This window comes from Pseudonocardia broussonetiae (genome assembly GCF_013155125.1).
Classification (GTDB): domain Bacteria; phylum Actinomycetota; class Actinomycetes; order Mycobacteriales; family Pseudonocardiaceae; genus Pseudonocardia; species Pseudonocardia broussonetiae.
On the sequence record NZ_CP053564.1, the window covers coordinates 1,305,918 to 1,322,189 of the forward strand.

Here is a 16,272-nt window from a genome sequence, read left to right on the forward strand (position 1 = left end):
GCTGCGTCAGCCGGCCGCGATCGCGTCCAGGAACTCCTGCGGGATGCTGCGGGCCATGACGTCGTAGCCGGTGGTGTTGGGGTGCAGGTTGTCCAGCGCGTCGTAGCGCAGGTCGATCCAGTCCGGGACGATCCGGTCGCGGATGGCGGCGTCGAAGTCGATGACGCCGTCGAAGTGCTGCGCCCCCTCACCGCGCAGCCAGGCGTTGACCTCGTTGCGGGCGGCGACCGCCTGCGGCGAGGAGTAGACGCCGTACGGCGCGGGCCGCAGCAGGTTGCCGGCCGGCGTCAGGGTGCCGATGTAGATCGGGACGCCCCGGGCGTGCACGCGCTCGGCGATCTCGCGGTAGGCCGCCTTCAGGTCGTCGGCGGTGGCGGGCAGGTCCTGCAGCACCGCGGTGCCCAGGTCGTTGATGCCCTGCAGGAAGATCACGCCGGCGAGGTTGGGCTGGTCCAGCGCCTGCGCCTCGAGGCGGTCGAGCGCCGACGGGCCGATGCCCGGGCCGGTGACCCGGCCGCCGCTGATCGCCTGCGCGGTCACCGACAGGTGCGCGGTGTCCGGGTCGTCCTTGAGCCGGCGGGCCAGGACGTCGGGGTAGCGGGTGTCGGTGTTGCCGTCGGAGAGGAAGCCGTCGGTGATCGAGTCGCCGAACGCCACCAGCGTGCGGTCGCTGTCCTCGCCCTCCACCTGGACGCCGGTGGCGTAGTAGAACGCCGTCGTGAACGTCGAGGTGAAGCGGTCGAGCACGATGCCGCGCTCGGCGAAGGCGCCGTCGCCCGCGGCGGTGGTCTCGTCGCCCGCCGCGGTGAAGTACGTCTGCATCGCGCTGCCGTGCACGGTGGCCGCACCGTTGCCGGCGGGCACGAAGATGCTCAGCACGAGGTGGTCGAACGCCTCGGTGGTGAGGTCGACGGCGTCGCTGAGCACGTCCTCGCCGGCGGGGATGGTGACGCCGGGCGCGCCGCCGAAGGTCACGGTGCGCTGCGTGCCGTCGACGATCGACGCGCCGGAGTCGCCGTCGCGGACGCCGACGGTGACCGACGGCAGCGTCGTCAGCGTCCCGCCGAACTCGTTGGACAGCCGCACCCGGACCGCACTGCCGCCGTGGTGCAGGTAGAGGACCTGGCGGACCGTCTCGTCGGAGAAGGTGGTCGGCGGCGGGACGACGTCCTGCACGGCGGTGACCTGGTTCGTCCCGCTGAAGGTCTCGACGCCGAAGTCGCCGAGCGTCGACGGGCCCTGCGGGGCGGCCGACCAGGCCGACACCCAGTTCCCGTCGTCGCCGTCCTTCGGGGAGGCGCTCGCGGCCTGCGGCGCGGCCAGGGCGGCGACCGCGACGGCGAGGGCGCCGGCGACCACCACCCCCGCGCGCGCCGTGCGGCTCAGCCCGCGGATCCGGTGCCGGGCACTGCTCATGGCGCGTCCTCCTCGACGACGACCGGCGCGGGGAGGACGCCGGTCACAGCAGGTCAACGAGGCCGGACGCGGCAGGTGCTGATCTACGACACGATCGTGGCGGTGCCGGTCAGGCCGGGCGGACGCGCAGGGGCAGCGACCCGAGCGCGCGCATCGTGTTGTTGTGGTGGCGCACCACCGGGCCGGCGACCTCGATCGACGCCACCCGCTCGGCGAGCGCGGTGAGCAGGCTCTCGGCCTCCAGCCGGGCGACGTGCTGGCCGACGCACTGGTGGATGCCGAACCCGAACCCGACGTGGCCGGAGGGGTCGCGGGAGAGGTCGAACGCGGCGGGGTCGTCCCAGCGCCCCGGGTCGCGGTTGGCCGAGGCGAGGAACATGAGGATCTTCTTCCCGGCCGGCACCACGGCGTCGCCGACGCGGACGTCGGTGGTGGCCGTGCGGAAGAACGTCTGCACGGGCGACGCCCAGCGCACGGCCTCGTCGAACGCGACCCGGGCCAGGTGCGGCTGCTCGCGGAGCCGGCGCCACTGCTCCGGGAAGGTCGCGACGGCGTGCAGCACCGCACCCAGGCCGTGCACCGTGGTGTCGACGCCCGCCGACAGCAGCGACCGCACCACCAGCGGCGCCTGGTCGGGCGTGATCTCGCCGCGGTCGGCCGCGGCCCAGATCTGCGCGCCGAACCCGCCCTCGGCGAGCACCTCGCGCCGGCACTGCGCGTTCACCCAGGCCGCCAGGTCCCCGGCCCGCGGCGCCCCCGCCGCGACGAGGTCGTTGTGCGGGCCGAACGCGTTGAACAGGAACTCGCCGTAGGGCAGCAGGTTCTCCCGCCCCTCGTCCGGGATGCCGACGGCGTCGGGGAAGACGCGCAGGGGGAACGCCTCGGCCAGCGCCGGGACGGCGTCGAACTCGGGGCCGCGCGCCAGCAGGTCGTCGACGAGGTCGGCCGCGGCGCTGCGCCACTGCTCCCGCAAGCGCCGCAGCGCCCGCGGCGCGAGCAGCCCGGACAGCACGCGGCGGGGGGCGTCGTGGCGCGGCGGGTCGGACTCCAGCAGCAGGCTGGGCGGGCGCCACGGCGGCTCGGTGCGGAAGTTCGACAGCCCGACCCCGGCGCCGGACTCGAAGCTCTGCCAGTCGCGCAGCGCGGCGTGCACCTCGGCGTAGCGGGCCATGGCGTAGACGTCGTAGCGGGCCAGGTGCACGACCGGGCCCGCCTCGCGCAGCTCTCCGTGGAACGCCGCCGGGTCCTCGAGGACCTCGTGGCCGAAGGGGTCGCCGTGGTGCACCGGCAGGGCGGGGTGCGGCTCGATCGTGCGGGTCATCGGCGTGCGGGTCATCGGGGGTCCTCCCGGATCACGGGGCTCACAGGTCCAGCACCAGGCGGTCGGTGCGCGAGCGGGACACGCAGACGAACATGCAGTCGTTCGCCGCGCGGTCGGCGTCGTCGAGGATCGAGTCGCGGTGGTCGGGCAGGCCCTCGAGGACGTCGGTCTCGCAGGTGCCGCAGGTGCCCTGGCGGCAGGACGAGAGGACGTCGACCCCGACCGACCGGACGGCCTCGAGCACCGTGCGTCCGGGGGTGACCGTGACCGACCGGCCGGTGCGGGCGAGCTCGACCTCGAACGGCTCGTCCCGGACGGGCGCGCCCTGCTCCTTCGCCACGAACCGCTCGGTCCGCAGCGCGTGCGGGCGCCAGTGGGCGCACGCCCGCTCGACGGCGTCGAGCAGCGGGCCCGGCCCGCAGCAGTACACGGCGACGTCGGGCTGCGGGTCGGCGAGCCAGCGGGGCAGGTCGATGCGGCCGCACTCGTCCTCCGGCACGAGGTGCACGCGGTCGCCGTGCGCGGCGAGCTCGTCGAGGAAGGCCATCGAGGCGCGCGTGCGGCCGCCGTAGACCAGGGTCCAGTCGGCGTCGAGCGCGTCGGCCTGGCGCACCATCGGCAGCAGCGGCGTGATCCCGATGCCGCCCGCGACGAACAGGTAGCGCTCCGACGGGACGAGCGGGAAGTGGTTGCGCGGGCCGCCCACCCCGACGGTGTCGCCGACCGCGAGCACGTCGTGCACGTAGGCCGACCCGCCCCGGCCGTCCGGCTCGCGCAGGACGCCGACGCGGTACCGGAAGGCGTCGAAGCGGTCGCCGCACAGCGAGTACTGCCGCACCGCGCCGGTCGGCAGGATCAGGTCGACGTGCGCCCCCGGCGCCCAGTCGGGCAGCCGCGCGCCGTCGGGGTGGCGCAGGGTCAGCACCACCACCCCGTCGGAGGCGACCTCCTTGGCCGCCACCCGCAGGGTGACCACGTCCTCCTGCACTGCGCTCACGCGCCGCACTGCGCCCACGTGCCACCTCCGTCGCTGAGAGCTCGAACGGTGCCCGCCGGCCGGCCCTGCGAGGAGGGCTTTCTCATTCAGCGAGCGGGGAGTTCCCGAGCGTGCGGGCGATGCCGCGGGCGGCGGCGCGCAGGACGGGGACGACGGCCCGGCCCCCGTCGTCGTTCGGGACGATCACCGAGAGCGCCGCGAGGACCTGCCGGTCGGGACCGGTCACGGGCACGGCGACGCCGAGCGCGTCGGCGTGCAGGTGCCCGGGGCAGTAGGCGTAGCCGTGGCGGCGGACGTCGGCCAGCACGCGCCGCAGCCGCTCGGGCGTCGCGATGGTCTCCGGGGTGTAGCGGCGCAGCGGCGCGGCGAGCACCGCCTCGCGCAGGTCGTGCGGCGCGTGCGCGAGCAGCACCAGCCCCGACGACGACGCGTGCAGCGGCAGCCGCCCCGCGATCCGCGTGTAGTTGATGACCGACCCCGGCGCGCTGAGCCGTTCGACGAACAGCACCTCGACGCCGTCGAGGACGCCGAGCTGCGCGTGGTGGCCGACCACGCCGTGCAGGTCCTCCAGGAACGGCATCACCGCCTCGCGCAGCGACAGCGTCGGCGACGCCCGCATCGCGAGCTCCCACATCCGCACGCCGATCCGCACCCGGCGGTCGGCGTCGCGGACCAGGAGGCCGTGCTCCACGAGCTCGGCCACGAGCCGCGACGCCGTGGCCCGGTGCAGGCCCGAGCGCGCGGCGATCTCCCCGACCCGCAGCGCCCGCTCCCCCGGCCCGAACGCCTCGAAGATGCGCACGGCGCGGCCGAGCACGGACCCGCCGTCCCCGCCGTGGCGCACGGGGCCAGTGTGCCCGTGAGTGGATACGAGTGCTCCGGCACTCGTATCCACTCACGGGGGGGTCAGGCCAGGTGCTCCAGGAACCAGTCGCGGGCCGGGCCGCTGGAGACGTCGAAGCCGTCGACGTAGGCGTCGAAGTGCCCGCCGGGCAGGATGCTCAGCTTCTTCGGCTCGTTCGCCTTCCCGTACGCGGCGATCGCCAGCTCGGAGGGCGTGAGGTGGTCGCCGCGCGCGGGCAGCATGAGCAGCGGGGTCGGGCTGATGTAGGGGACGTAGGTGATCGGCTCGTACTCGGTGAACATCTCGACGCTGCGCAGCGTCACCTCGTTGCGCCACGACGGGGCGCGCAGCTTCGCGGTCTCGGTGAACCACGTGTACGAGTCGGCCGTCGGCAGCGCGGAGGGCGCCGTCGGGTCGGCGTCGACGACCGGCACCATCGCGGGCGGGTCGCCCTGGTAGCGGGCGAGGCGGTCGCTGTCGAACATCCCGCGGAAGCCGGCGATGAGGTCGGCGCGCACCAGCGCGCGCAGGTTGTCGTGCCCGCTCACGAGCGGGACCTGGCTGACGACGGCCTTCACCCGGCGGTCGATCGCCGCGACGACGAGCACGTGCCCGCCGGAGTAGCTGCTGCCCCAGATGCCGATGCGCGTGGCGTCGACCTCGGGCAGCGTGCTCGCGTAGGTGATCGCGTGGCGGTAGTCGCGGACCTGGGCCCACGGGTCGATCTCCTGGCGCGGCTGGCCGTCGCTGGCCCCGAAGTTGCGGTTGTCGTACACCAGCGCGTTGAGCCCCGCGGCGGCGAAGACCTCGGCGAACGAGTCGAGGTACATCTCCTTGACGGCGGAGAACCCGTGCGCCATGACCACCGTCGGGGCGGCGCCCGAGGCGCCCCGGGCCGGGTAGAACCAGCCGCGCAGGGTCACGCCCTCGGCGTCGAACTCGACATCGCGACGATCCACGGTGCTACCTCCAGGGGTCGGGTCGGCCCGGACGGGGGCCGCTGTGACCCCAGTCTCAGCGCCCGGGCCCTCCACCGCGTTGAACCGGCGCGACAGGGTGTTGGATCCGCGCGCCAGCAGTGGCGCGGGACCCGCGGTAGTCGCTCGGGGAGGTGCCGTACCGCGCCTTGAACGTGCGGCTGAAGTGGCTGGTGTCGGCGTAGCCCCACCGGCGCGCGATCGCGGAGATCGGCTGGTCGGAGTGGGTCAGCTCGTCGCGGGCCCGGGCCAGGCGCCGCACCCGGATCACCTCGCCGACGGTCTGCCCGGTGGCGTTGAAGACGCGGTTGACGGTCCGGACCGACACCCCGTGCGCGGTCGCGATCGCCGCGGGCGTCACGGCGTCGTCGAGGAGGTGCTGCTCGATGTAGCGGTCCATCGCCGCCCGGAGCGCGGGCCGCGCCGTGCCCGTCGTCGGTGCTGCGCCGTCGGGGCGCAGCGCGCCGATGAACAGCTCCAGCGTCGCGTTGCGCGCCGCCGTCACCGCCGACGGGGGGAGGTCGGGCAGGGCCCGGCTCAGCGTGTCGAGGTAGGTGGTGAGCAGGCGCGTCGCCGGGGCGAGGCCGTCGAGCCGCACGCCGCCGGTGACGCGCGCCCGGCCGCCGACCTCGTCGAGGGCCGCCCGCGGGATCAGCAGGCTCCGCTTCGCCAGCGGCTCCCAGACCGCGAACCGGGCCGGCCGCCTGCTGTCCCACGCCACCGCGTCGCCGGGGCGCAGGTCCGCCTCGACCCCGCCCTGGCTGACGGTCTCCCGCCCGGCCCGCGTGATCAGCACGACGACGAACTCGCCCTCGGTGTCGGCGATCTGCCGGCGCTGCCGCGTGCCCGAGCAGGGCCCGCACTCGCAGTCGACCAGCGCCAGGTCGTCGATCCACCAGCGCCGCACCCGCGCCCCGAACTCCGGCGCGCCCGGCACCTGCGGCACGGAGACCGTCCACGGCAGGTGGGTCGCGGACAGCACCGCCTGCCAGTCCGGCGCGCGGTCCCCGTCGCCGGTCTGCCAGGTCTCGCCCTCGGCCCGCACGCCCCACCTCCGCCCGACACCGCCGTCGAACAGTCACGAGAACCGTAGGCGAGCCGCCCCGGCCCCACCACCGCCCAGCGGTCAGCGGTCGACCGCGGCCATGGCGGTCTCGTTGTGGCGGGCGCCGGTGGCGGGAGTGAGCGCGTCGAGCCGACCGAGCTGGTCGGCGGTGAGGACGACGCCGTCGGCCGCGGTGTTCTCCTCGACGCGGGCGACCCGGCGGGTGCCGGGGATCGGCGCGACGTCGTCGCCCTGCGCGAGCAGCCAGGCCAGCGCGACCTGCGCGGCGGTGGCGCCGGCCTCCGCGGCGACCGCGCGCACCTCGTCGACGAGGCGCAGGTTCTGCACGAACGCGTCGCCGACGAAGCGGGGGTTGTCCTTGCGCCAGTCGTCGTCGGGGATGTCGTCGGGGGTGCGCAGCGCGCCGGTGAGGAACCCGTGCCCCAGCGGCGAGTACGGGACGAAACCGGCGCCGAGCTCGCGCAGCAGCGGCAGCAGCTCCTCCTCGGGGTCCCGCGTCCACAGCGAGTACTCGGTCTGCAGGGCGGCGACCGGGTGCACGGCGTGGGCGCGACGGATCGTGTCGGGGCCGGCCTCGGACAGCCCGATGTGCAGGACCTTGCCCTCCGCGACGAGCTCGGCCAGCGCACCGACGACGTCCTCGATCGGCGTGCCCGGGTCGACCCGGTGCTGGTAGTAGAGGTCGATGCGGTCGGTGCCCAGGCGCCGCAGCGAGCCCTCGACGGCGGTGCGGATGTTGGCGGGGCTGCTGTCGGTGGTGCCGGGGCCACCCCCGGCGTGCGAGACGAGGCCGAACTTGGTGGCGAGGACGACGTCGTCGCGGCGGCCCGCGACGGCCCGCCCGACGACCTCCTCGCTGTGGAACGGCCCGTAGACCTCGGCGGTGTCGATGTGGGTGACGCCGAGGTCGAGGGCGCGGTGGATCGTGCGGATCGACTCGTCGTCGTCGAGGCCGCCGCCGGAGGTGTAGACCCCGGCCATCGTCATGGCGCCCAGACCGATCCGGGACACCCGGAGCGCGCCGAGCCTGGCGTTCTGCATGTCGGAGCTCTTTCCCTGTGGGTCCGTCGGCCCCGTCCGGGGCCGGTGCCCAGGCAACGCCTGCGCGCCGCGCCGGACCAGGACCTGCGGAGAGGGGTACCCGCAGTGACCCCCTCCCCCGGCCGGCCGGCCCTACGCTGGGTCGCATGGACGACAGGGAGGCCGCGCGGTCCGCCGTCCGCGAGTTCCTCACCTCGCGCCGCGGGCGGATCACCCCCGCCGACGCCGGCCTCCCCGCGCAGAGCACCCGACGCCGGGTGAAGGGCCTGCGCCGCGAGGAGGTCGCCCTCCTCGCGGGAATGAGCCCCGAGTACTACGTGCGGCTGGAGCGCGGGCAGGCCACCGGGCCGTCCGCCGGGGTCGTCGACGCCGTCGCCGCCGTGCTCCGCCTCGACGCCGACGAGCGCGCCCACCTCGGCCGCCTGCTCGCCGCGCTCACCCCCGAGGCCCGCCGCCGGAAGCCGGCCCCGGCCGCCGACCCGGTGACGCCCGGCGTCCGGGTGCTGCTCGACGCGCTGGACCACCTGCCGGCGGTGGTGCTGAACGCGCGGCTCGACGTCGTGGCCGTCAACCGCCTGGGCCGCGTCCTCTACGCGCCGGTGTTCGACGTGCCCGGCCCGCCGAACGCCGCACGCCTGCTGTTCCTCGACGAGCCGCGCGCCCGGGAGCTGTTCCCGCACTACGACCGGATCGCCGCCGACACCGTCGCGATGCTGCGGATCGAGGCCGGCCGACACCCGGACGACCCGCGGCTGCTCGAGCTGGTCGGGCAGCTGTCCACCCGCAGCGCCGGCTTCCGCACCCGCTGGGCGGCGAACGACGTCCGCGCCCACCGCGGGGGCACGAAGACGTTCCGGCACCCGGTCGTCGGCGAGATCACGCTGCCCTACGAGAACCTCGCCGTCGACGCGGCCGACGGCCAGGTCCTCACCGTCTTCACCCCGCGGCCCGGGTCACCCGAGGCCGACGCGATGCGCCTGCTGGCCAGCTGGACCGCGAGCGCTCAGTAGACGGCGCCGGCGTCCTCGGTGATCTCGGGCAGCACCACGCCGTCCTCCATCACGTTCGCCCCCGGGATCTCCACGACGAACAGGGCCAGCGCCGCCTTGTCCTCGCCGGTGATCGCGGTCCACGCGTCGGCGATGCCGTGCATCAGCCGGGCCCGGACCTCCACGGACCGCCCGGTGCGGATCAGCCCGACCATCCGCGGCGACGTGACGGGCTCGCCGGCCACGTAGATGCTCCCGCTCTCGACCTCGGTGAACGAGCAGTGCACGTACGCCGCCGGTGCCCCGGTGACCTCGGCGTGCACCCGCGTCACCGCCGCGGCGACCTCGGCCCTGTGCGCGAGCGTCGCGCCGCCGCGGGGAACGGTGAACTGGTAGAAGGGCACGTCGGCCTCCGGGAGGTAGTGGGACTCGATTCGAGTCCGACCGTAGAGGGTGAACTGCAGAGCCGCAAGCTGCTAGGACTCGAAAAGTGTCCTATGGTGGTGGCGTGAAGCACGACGAGCTGCAGGACGTCTACTGCTCCGTCGCCCGGACGTGGGCGGTCCTCGGCGAGCGCTGGACGATGATGATCCTGCGCGAGTGCTTCCGCGGGGAGCGGCGCTACGACCACTTCCGCTCCAAGCTCGGGCTGGGCAGCGGCGTGCTCAACGACCGCCTGCGGGTGCTCACCGAGCAGGGGATCCTCGAGCGGGTGGCCTACCAGGAGGGCCCGACCCGGCACGAGTACGTCCTCACCCCCAAGGGCGCGGACCTCTACCCGGTCCTGCTGTCGGTGATGGCGTGGGGCGACAAGTACGAGAACGACGTGCCGCCCGTCCGGCTCGTGCACCGCGGGTGCGGGCACCCCGCCGAGCCCCGCGTGACGTGCGCGCACTGCGCGGAGCCCCTGGGCTGGCGCGACATGAGCGCGGAGTTCGAGCCCGGGGCCTGGTAGCCGCGTCGTCGGGCGCAGTGCACTCACCGACAACACCTCGGCTCCCCGTGCCAAGCCTGCGACCCCGTCCGACCGCCAGTCTCGGAGCACGGCCCGCCACCGGCGCCGCCGTCCCCGACCGCGGGAGGAGCCTCCGTGGCGTACGTGATCACCGAAGCCTGCATCGACGTCCAGGACCGCGCCTGCATGGAGGAGTGCCCGGTCGACTGCATCTACCCGGGCGACCGGATGATGTACATCCACCCCGACGAGTGCGTCGACTGCGGCAAGTGCGTGCCGGCCTGCCCCAGCCAGGCGATCCACTCCGAGTACTCCGTGCCGCCCGCGCAGCAGGCCTTCGTCGACGCGAACGCGGTGTTCGTCCGGACGCACGGGCTGCGCGGCGGCGGCGAGGACGCCGACCCCGTCGGCGAGGACCACCCGCTGGTGGCCGAGCGGAGGCCGCGGTGAGCGCCGGTCTCGAGGCCGACCTCCTCGTCGTCGGCGCCGGGCCGGCCGGGCTCTACGCCACCTACTACGCCGGGTTCCGCGGGCTGTCGGTCGTCGTCGTCGACGCGCTCGACCAGCTCGGCGGGCAGATGTCGGTGCTCTACCCGGAGAAGCCGGTGTTCGACGTCGCCGGGTTCCCCCGGGTGCGGGCCCAGGACCTGGTCGACCGGCTCGTCGAGCAGGCGGCGCTCGCCGCGCCGACCTACCTGCTCGGCCACGAGGCGAGCCTGCTCGAGCAGCTCCCCGACGGCGTCGTCGTCACCACCGACCGCGGCACCCGGATCCGCGCCGGCGCGCTGCTCATCACCGGCGGGATGGGCCGGTTCACCCCGCGCCCGCTGCCCGCCGGTGACGCCTTCGCCGGACGCGGCCTGCGCTACGCCGTCCCGCGGCCGTCCGAGCTGGCAGGGAAGGACGTGCTCGTCGTCGGCGGCGGCGACTCGGCCGTCGACTGGGCGCTGTGCCTGGAGCCGCTCGCCGCGTCGGTCACCCTCGTGCACCGGCGCGAGGCCTTCCGGGCGCACGAGCGCAGCGTCGACGACCTGCGCGCGTCGTCGGTGCGGGTGCTGACCTCGTGCGAGGTGCTCGACGTGCGGGGCGGCGACCGGGTCGCGGAGGTCGACGTCACCGGTCCCGACGGCGTCCGCACCCTCGCGGTGGACGAGGTCGTGGCCGCGCTCGGGTTCCGGGCCGACCTGACGGCCCTGTCCTCGTGGGGCGTCGAGCTCGACCGGCGGTACGTCAGGGTCGACCGCTCGATGCGGACGAACCTGCCGCGCGTGTTCGCCGCGGGCGACGTCACCGCCTTCGACGGCAAGGTGCGGCTGATCTCCGTCGGGTTCGGCGAGGCCGCGCTGGCGGTCAACAACCTCGTGCCCGTGGTGCGCCCGGACCTGCCGGTGACGCCCGGCCACTCCAGCGACGCGGCCTGACGATGCCCCTGCTGACGATCGACACCGCCGCCGTCGCCGAGCCCGACCGCCTCGACTTCTGGCGCTCCACGGTGTGCGACCAGTTCGTCACGCTCGACGTGGCGCCCGCGTCCGGCGCCCCGGTCGCGGGACGGGTGACGGCCGGGTCCGTCGACGGCACCCACCTGCGCCGGATCGCGGCGGGTCCGCACCGGTTCGTCCGGACCCCGCGCCAGGTCCGCTCCGCCGACGAGGACTACCTCCAGGTCGCCCTCGCCCGCCGCGGCCGGACCGTGGTCTCCCAGGACGGCCGGGAGACCGTGATCGGGCCGGGCGACCTCGTCGTCTACGACAGCAGCCGCCCGTACGCCTTCGCCACCGCCGACCGCTTCGAGTACTCGGTCTGCCTGCACCCCAAGAGCCGGCTGCCGCTCTCGCGCGCCGAGCTGTCCGCGGTCACCGCGACCCCGCTGGGCGGACGCGGCGTCGCGGCGCTGGTCCCGCCGCTGCTGTCGGCGCTCGACGGCGTCGTCGGCGAGGACGTCCCCGAGGAGAGCCGGCGGGCGCTGTCCCGCACGGTCGGCGACCTGCTCGTGGCGCTGGTCCGCGGGCAGGTGCCCGCCGCGTCGACGGACAACCTCCACCTCGTGCGGGCCCGCGCGCACCTCCGCCGCCACCTCGGCGATCCCGACCTCGGGCCCGCCCAGGTCGCGGCGGCCTGCGCGATCTCGGTCCGCTACCTGCACCGGCTGTTCGCCGCCGAGGGCGCGTCCGTGGCCGAGGAGATCCGCGACGCCCGCCTGCAGGGCGCCTGGGAGGACCTGCGACGGCCCGACCTCGCGCACCGCGGGATCGGGGTGGTCGCGGCCCGCTGGGGGATGCCGGACCCGGCCGCGTTCAGCCGGGCGTTCCGGGTCCGCTTCGGCCGCTCCCCCCGTGACCACCGCGCCGCCTGGACGTGACGGCGGGCTACCGCGCAAGCCGGTCGGTGGCGCCGTCGACGCACCCCAGCTCGTCGACGTCCCACCCGGCGAGCTCGGCGCCCGCGCGGTAGGCGCTCTCGTAGAAGTCCAGCACCGCGGCGCGCGGGTCGGGCTCCGCGAGCGCGGCGGCCTGGGTGAGGACCGCGAGGTGCGAGCCCCGCTGCTCCACCCACCGCGCCGCGGCCGGGGTGAGGCCGCGCTCGGCGAGCCCGGGCGGCTCGGGCGCGGTGTAGGAGTAGAACGCGGGCTCGGGCGTGTTCTCGTCGCCGAACCAGAACCCGAAGCTGATCACCTCGCGCGAGTAGGCCTCGCGCGTCACCGGGTCGGTGCCCGGGTCGTGGTCGACGACGCGGTCGGAGAACCGCGTGTGCGCGATGTCCATCGTGTGCCAGAAGTGGTGCACCGGGCTCGCCTTGCCGGAGAACCGCCCGGCGAACTCCTCGAGCAGCAGGTTCACCTGCCCGAGCACGCGCCAGTAGGCCGTGACCGCGACCGGGTCGTAGGCGGTGTGCTCGTGGTCGTCGGCGAACGGGCGGGCGCTGTCGGGCAGGTCGAACGGGTACGGCGAGGCGATGGTCGCGTCGATCCCCAGCGCGGCCAGGCCGGCCCCGAGCCCCTGGTGGAACCCGGCCACCGACCGGCCGGGCAGGTCCATCGACCAGCGCGTGCCGTCGTCGCGGTTGAGGTCGAGGCGGTGGTCGAGCAGGTCGAGGTCGACGCTGAACACGCTCGTGCCGTCGACGGTCATCGGACGGGTGGTGAGGCCGCGACCGGTCAGGTGCAGCGGGACGTTCCACCAGTGGTTGCGCCGCGGGCTGGCCGCGAGGCGCAGCTTCCCGACCACCTGCAGGAAGCGGTGCAGCGTCTCCTTGGTCGGGCGCCAGGTGGCGTAGTCCGGTGCGGGGATGAGGGTCGGCGACATGCCGACCATCCTGCCCGGCCGCGCGTCAGGCCCCCGGCGCCGGCCGGACGACGTCGAGCACCCGGTACGTCACGGCCGGGACGGCCTGCTCGCCACCGGCGACGTCGACGAGCGCTCGACGATCGTCACCGGCCACCTGGCCCGCCTGGAGGACCAGCCGGCCGCGACGGGCCGGGGGCCTCTACGACAACGCCCTGTTCACCGACGGCCACGGCCGGGTGACGGTCTTCTCCCCCACCGACCGCACGGTCAGCGCCGGGCGGGCCGGCCCGATCGACCTGCCCGCCCGCGAGCTCGCCCTCACCGTCCACCGCGGCGAGCACGACGACATCGACCTGACCTACGGCGCGCTCGGCGCCCACCTCGCCGAGCACGCGCTCGTCGTCGATGGGCCGGTGCACGAGACCTACCTGGTCGGTCCGCGCGACACGGCGTCCCACGACACCGACAACCGCGCCGCGTGGCGCACCGAGATCGGCTGGCCGGTGTTCACGACGGCGACCTGATCCGGTGGGGCCGGTGGGGGCCGACGCTGCTGCAGATCGGGAGCCGTTCCTGAGTCTCGCCCGGTCGCGGGCAGTCCCACCGGCCGGCCCGCCCGCCCGCCCGCCCGCCCGACCGCCCACCGGCCGCCACCGGCCCGCCCGCCCGCCCGCCAAGATCGTCGAGATCGTGACGTCAGGGTCGTCGGGAGGGTCGTGAGGGTGCGGTTCCGGTGATCACGAGCCGGTGATCGTCGGAAGTGTGACCTGATGGCCCCTCCCGCGACCGTGGCGTCGCACTCCCGACGATCACCCGGGCGGGCGCATCGGCGGGGGATGCCGGTGATCCGGACGTGCAGCGGTGACGCGTGGCCGGACGCTTGACCCGTCACGCCACAACATCTGTTGTTCTCTGCACAACAGGTGTAGTTTGACCGCGTGCCGAACCGCCGGACCGTCCTGCTGGACGCCGCCATCGAGGTCCTGGGCGAGCGCGGGGTCCGGGCGGTGACGCACCGGGCGGTGGACGCCGAGGCGGGGGTGGGCGCGGGGTCGACGGCCAACTACTTCCCGACCCGCGACGGGCTGTTCGCCGCGATCGTGGAGCGGTTCGCCGAGCGCGAGGGGCAGGACCTCGAGGAGCTGGTCACCACGTCCGTCCCCGGCACGCCCGCGGAGCTGGGCCGCACGCTCGCGACCTTCGTGCGCCACGGCACCACCCGGAGCCGGACGCTGACGCTGTGCCGGTGCGCGCTGCTGGTGGAGTCGGCGAACAACCCCGACCTGCGGGAGCACATCGTCAGCACCGGTCAGCGGGTCGGCACGTGGTTCACCGCCTGGCTGCGGCTGGTCGGGTCGACCGATCCGGCCCTGCACGTCCACGTGATCGGCAACTACCTGACCGGGCTGACCCTGCACCAGCTGGCCATGCCCGACCCGCACTTCGATCCCACCGACCGGATCGTCGCGCTGCTGGAGTCACTGATCCCACCACCCACCCACCACCCGACGGCGGCCCCGCCCCTGGCCGGGAGCCCGGGCCGCCCGTAGATCCGGAGGACGCCATGGACCCCGACGACGTGTGGCGGGGCATCGACGACCAACGCCGTCGGCTCGTCGACCTGCTGGAGGACCTCTCCGACGACGAGTGGCGGCAGCCGTCGCTCTGCGAGGGCTGGACGGTGCGGCAGGTCGCCGCGCACGTGGCGCTGCAGAACACCGGCTGGTCGGCGATGCCGCGGGCCGTCCTGGAGACGATCCGGGCCGGCGGCATGGACGGTGCCATCCACGCGGTGGCGTGCCGGCACGCCGAGCAGCCCACCGAGCGGATCGTCGCCGAGATCCGGGAGCGGATCGGGGTCTGGCGGCCGCTCCCGGCGGTCGGCTACCGGGGCAGCGCGATCGACTACCTGGTCCACCTCCAGGACATCGCGATCCCGCTCGGTCGCCGGGAGGCGATGCCCGCCGACGTGGCCGCCGTCGCCGCCGACTCGGTGTGGCGCTCGCCGCGCATGTTCCACGCCCGTCGGCGGTTCGGCGGCCACCGGTTCGTCGCGACCGACACGGACTGGTCCGCCGGGGAGGGACAGGAGGTCACCGGGCCGGTCGGCGCGATCCTGCTGCTGCTCACCGGGCGCCGCGCCGGCCTGGAGAGCCTGACCGGACCCGGCGCGGAGGCCCTGCGCGCGCCGGGGATCCGGCCGTGACCGGCCCGGTCGGCACCGCTCCGCTCGACGGCGCGGCGCTCGGGTCCCTCGGCGCGCTCGGGCTCGCCGCGCCGGAACCGCAGCTCGCGGCCATGGTGGCGGCACTGCTGGGCCAGGACGCGGTCGACCTATTGGGCGTGCGCGTCGACGTCCACCCGTATCCGTTCCCCGCGCTCACCACGCGGGAGCGGTGGGTGGTGTCGGGGACCGCGCGCGGGACGGACGGTGCCGAACGCCGGTACGCCTTCTTCGTCAAGGTGGTGCAGCCCTGGGCCCGTTCGCCGCTGTCGGTCCACGTGCCCGAACCGCTCCGCACGACCCTGGCGCCGCTGGTGCCGTGGCGCACCGAGCCGGACCTCTACCGCTCCGACCTGCGCGACCGGCTGCCCGCGGGCCTGACCGTGCCCCGCGCGTTCGGCGTCCACGACCTCGACGACGGCGCCGTGGCGGTCTGGCTGGAGGTGGTGCCCGGCGGCCCCGCCTCCTGGGACCTCGACCGCCACCGCCGCGCGGCCCACCTCCTGGGCCGGCTGGCCGCCAGCCCGTCGGTGGCTCCGCTCGCCGCCTCCGTCCCCCCGGGCCGCACGGCCCGCGGCTACGCCGACGTCTGGCTCACCCACAACGTGCTCCCGGACCTGCGGGACGACGACGTGTGGCGACGCCCGGTGGTGGCCGGTGCCTTCGACGCCGACCTGCGCGCCCGGATGCTGGCGGCGGTGGACGCGCTGCCGCGCCTGCTCGACGAGCTGGACTCCTTCCCCCTGGCCACGACTCACGGCGACGCCTGTCCCCGCAACCTGCTCGGCACCGGCGACGGCGACATCGTCATGATCGACTTCGGGTTCTGGGGCCGGGACCCGGTGGGGTTCGACCTGGGGCAGCTCCTGCTGGCCGAGGTCCACGGCGGAGAGCGCCCGGCCCACGAGCTGCCCGCGCTGGAGAGGGCGTGCCTGCCCGCCTACGTCGAGGGCCTGCGCGACGAGGGCTGCACCGTCCCGCTCGACCGGGTCCGGCGCTGTCTCGCCCTGCTCCTGACCGTCTTCTACGCGATCCCCGCCCTGCCGTTCGAGCACCGCGACGCAGACGCGACCACGGCGCTGCACCGGCTGCACGCCGAGCGGGCCGCCGCGACCCGCTTCGTCCTCGACCTGCTGGACGCCACCGGGTCGTGAC

At 75.1% G+C, this 16,272-nt stretch carries 18 protein-coding genes; 9 read left to right on the plus strand and 9 right to left on the minus strand.

What is annotated here, in order from left to right; translation table 11 throughout:
• Nucleotides 1-6: 6 nt before the first annotated feature.
• The 7 genes from HOP40_RS06440 to HOP40_RS06470 all read right to left on the minus strand — a co-directional run bounded on the left by HOP40_RS06440 (nucleotide 7) and on the right by HOP40_RS06470 (nucleotide 7,662).
• Nucleotides 7-1,416, minus strand: a complete 1,410-nt coding sequence (locus tag HOP40_RS06440) for a GDSL-type esterase/lipase family protein (RefSeq protein ID WP_172155582.1) — start codon at nucleotides 1,414-1,416, stop codon at nucleotides 7-9.
• A gap of 109 nt (nucleotides 1,417-1,525) precedes the next feature.
• A complete protein-coding gene (locus tag HOP40_RS06445; protein ID WP_240157547.1) occupies nucleotides 1,526-2,752 on the minus strand; it encodes a cytochrome P450 in 1,227 nt (408 codons plus the stop codon).
• Nucleotides 2,753-2,777: 25 nt separating this feature from the next.
• Nucleotides 2,778-3,734: a PDR/VanB family oxidoreductase gene (locus HOP40_RS06450; protein ID WP_205347109.1), complete on the minus strand. Its 957-nt coding sequence runs from the start codon at nucleotides 3,732-3,734 to the stop codon at nucleotides 2,778-2,780.
• A gap of 82 nt (nucleotides 3,735-3,816) precedes the next feature.
• Nucleotides 3,817-4,578, minus strand: a complete 762-nt coding sequence (locus tag HOP40_RS06455; RefSeq protein WP_240157548.1) for an IclR family transcriptional regulator — start codon at nucleotides 4,576-4,578, stop codon at nucleotides 3,817-3,819.
• Between the two features lie 62 nt (nucleotides 4,579-4,640).
• Nucleotides 4,641-5,537: an alpha/beta hydrolase gene (locus HOP40_RS06460; RefSeq protein ID WP_172155583.1), complete on the minus strand. Its 897-nt coding sequence runs from the start codon at nucleotides 5,535-5,537 to the stop codon at nucleotides 4,641-4,643.
• 55 nt (nucleotides 5,538-5,592) lie between these two features.
• Nucleotides 5,593-6,600: a helix-turn-helix domain-containing protein gene (locus HOP40_RS06465; RefSeq protein WP_172155585.1), complete on the minus strand. Its 1,008-nt coding sequence runs from the start codon at nucleotides 6,598-6,600 to the stop codon at nucleotides 5,593-5,595.
• An 81-nt stretch (nucleotides 6,601-6,681) separates the two neighbouring features.
• A complete protein-coding gene (locus tag HOP40_RS06470; RefSeq protein WP_172155587.1) occupies nucleotides 6,682-7,662 on the minus strand; it encodes an aldo/keto reductase in 981 nt (326 codons plus the stop codon).
• Between the two features lie 146 nt (nucleotides 7,663-7,808).
• On the opposite strand from HOP40_RS06470, the gene HOP40_RS06475 reads away from it, so the two are divergent.
• The gene (locus tag HOP40_RS06475) at nucleotides 7,809-8,672 is read left to right on the plus strand and encodes a helix-turn-helix domain-containing protein (protein WP_172155589.1); all 864 of its coding nucleotides are present in this window, start codon (nucleotides 7,809-7,811) and stop codon (nucleotides 8,670-8,672) included.
• Here the strand turns inward: HOP40_RS06475 and HOP40_RS06480 are convergent.
• Entirely contained in the window at nucleotides 8,666-9,055 is a 390-nt protein-coding gene (locus HOP40_RS06480; protein ID WP_172155591.1) for a tautomerase family protein, read from the minus strand. The genes HOP40_RS06475 and HOP40_RS06480 overlap by 7 nt on opposite strands.
• A 104-nt stretch (nucleotides 9,056-9,159) precedes the next feature.
• On the opposite strand from HOP40_RS06480, the gene HOP40_RS06485 reads away from it, so the two are divergent.
• The 4 genes from HOP40_RS06485 (at nucleotide 9,160) to HOP40_RS06500 (ending at nucleotide 11,968) form a co-directional block, all read left to right on the plus strand.
• Complete coding sequence (locus HOP40_RS06485) at nucleotides 9,160-9,606, plus strand: winged helix-turn-helix transcriptional regulator (protein WP_172155593.1); 447 nt, start codon at nucleotides 9,160-9,162, stop codon at nucleotides 9,604-9,606.
• 135 nt (nucleotides 9,607-9,741) lie between these two features.
• Nucleotides 9,742-10,056, plus strand: a complete 315-nt coding sequence (gene fdxA / locus HOP40_RS06490; RefSeq protein ID WP_172155595.1) for a ferredoxin — start codon at nucleotides 9,742-9,744, stop codon at nucleotides 10,054-10,056.
• A complete protein-coding gene (locus tag HOP40_RS06495; RefSeq protein WP_172155597.1) occupies nucleotides 10,053-11,027 on the plus strand; it encodes an NAD(P)/FAD-dependent oxidoreductase in 975 nt (324 codons plus the stop codon). The genes fdxA and HOP40_RS06495 overlap by 4 nt, the downstream gene beginning before the upstream one ends.
• Before the next feature lie 2 nt (nucleotides 11,028-11,029).
• Nucleotides 11,030-11,968, plus strand: a complete 939-nt coding sequence (locus tag HOP40_RS06500) for an AraC-like ligand-binding domain-containing protein (protein ID WP_172155599.1) — start codon at nucleotides 11,030-11,032, stop codon at nucleotides 11,966-11,968.
• A gap of 7 nt (nucleotides 11,969-11,975) precedes the next feature.
• On the opposite strand, the gene HOP40_RS06505 is transcribed toward HOP40_RS06500, so the two are convergent.
• Nucleotides 11,976-12,911: a DUF5996 family protein gene (locus tag HOP40_RS06505; protein WP_172155601.1), complete on the minus strand. Its 936-nt coding sequence runs from the start codon at nucleotides 12,909-12,911 to the stop codon at nucleotides 11,976-11,978.
• A gap of 218 nt (nucleotides 12,912-13,129) precedes the next feature.
• Here HOP40_RS06505 and HOP40_RS06510 point away from each other — a divergent pair, with 218 nt between their 5' ends.
• The 4 genes from HOP40_RS06510 (at nucleotide 13,130) to HOP40_RS06525 (ending at nucleotide 16,271) form a co-directional block, all read left to right on the plus strand.
• Nucleotides 13,130-13,417, plus strand: coding sequence for a GyrI-like domain-containing protein (locus tag HOP40_RS06510; RefSeq protein WP_240157549.1), 288 nt, complete (start codon nucleotides 13,130-13,132; stop codon nucleotides 13,415-13,417).
• Between the two features lie 414 nt (nucleotides 13,418-13,831).
• Nucleotides 13,832-14,443: a TetR/AcrR family transcriptional regulator gene (locus HOP40_RS06515; RefSeq protein ID WP_172155603.1), complete on the plus strand. Its 612-nt coding sequence runs from the start codon at nucleotides 13,832-13,834 to the stop codon at nucleotides 14,441-14,443.
• Between the two features lie 14 nt (nucleotides 14,444-14,457).
• Nucleotides 14,458-15,099 (plus strand): maleylpyruvate isomerase family mycothiol-dependent enzyme, encoded by a 642-nt coding sequence (locus tag HOP40_RS06520; RefSeq protein ID WP_172155605.1) that lies wholly within the window; start codon nucleotides 14,458-14,460, stop codon nucleotides 15,097-15,099.
• Complete coding sequence (locus HOP40_RS06525; RefSeq protein WP_172155607.1) at nucleotides 15,096-16,271, plus strand: aminoglycoside phosphotransferase/kinase family protein; 1,176 nt, start codon at nucleotides 15,096-15,098, stop codon at nucleotides 16,269-16,271. Before HOP40_RS06520 ends, HOP40_RS06525 begins: the two co-directional genes overlap by 4 nt.
• The last annotated feature ends 1 nt before the right edge of the window (nucleotide 16,272 follow it).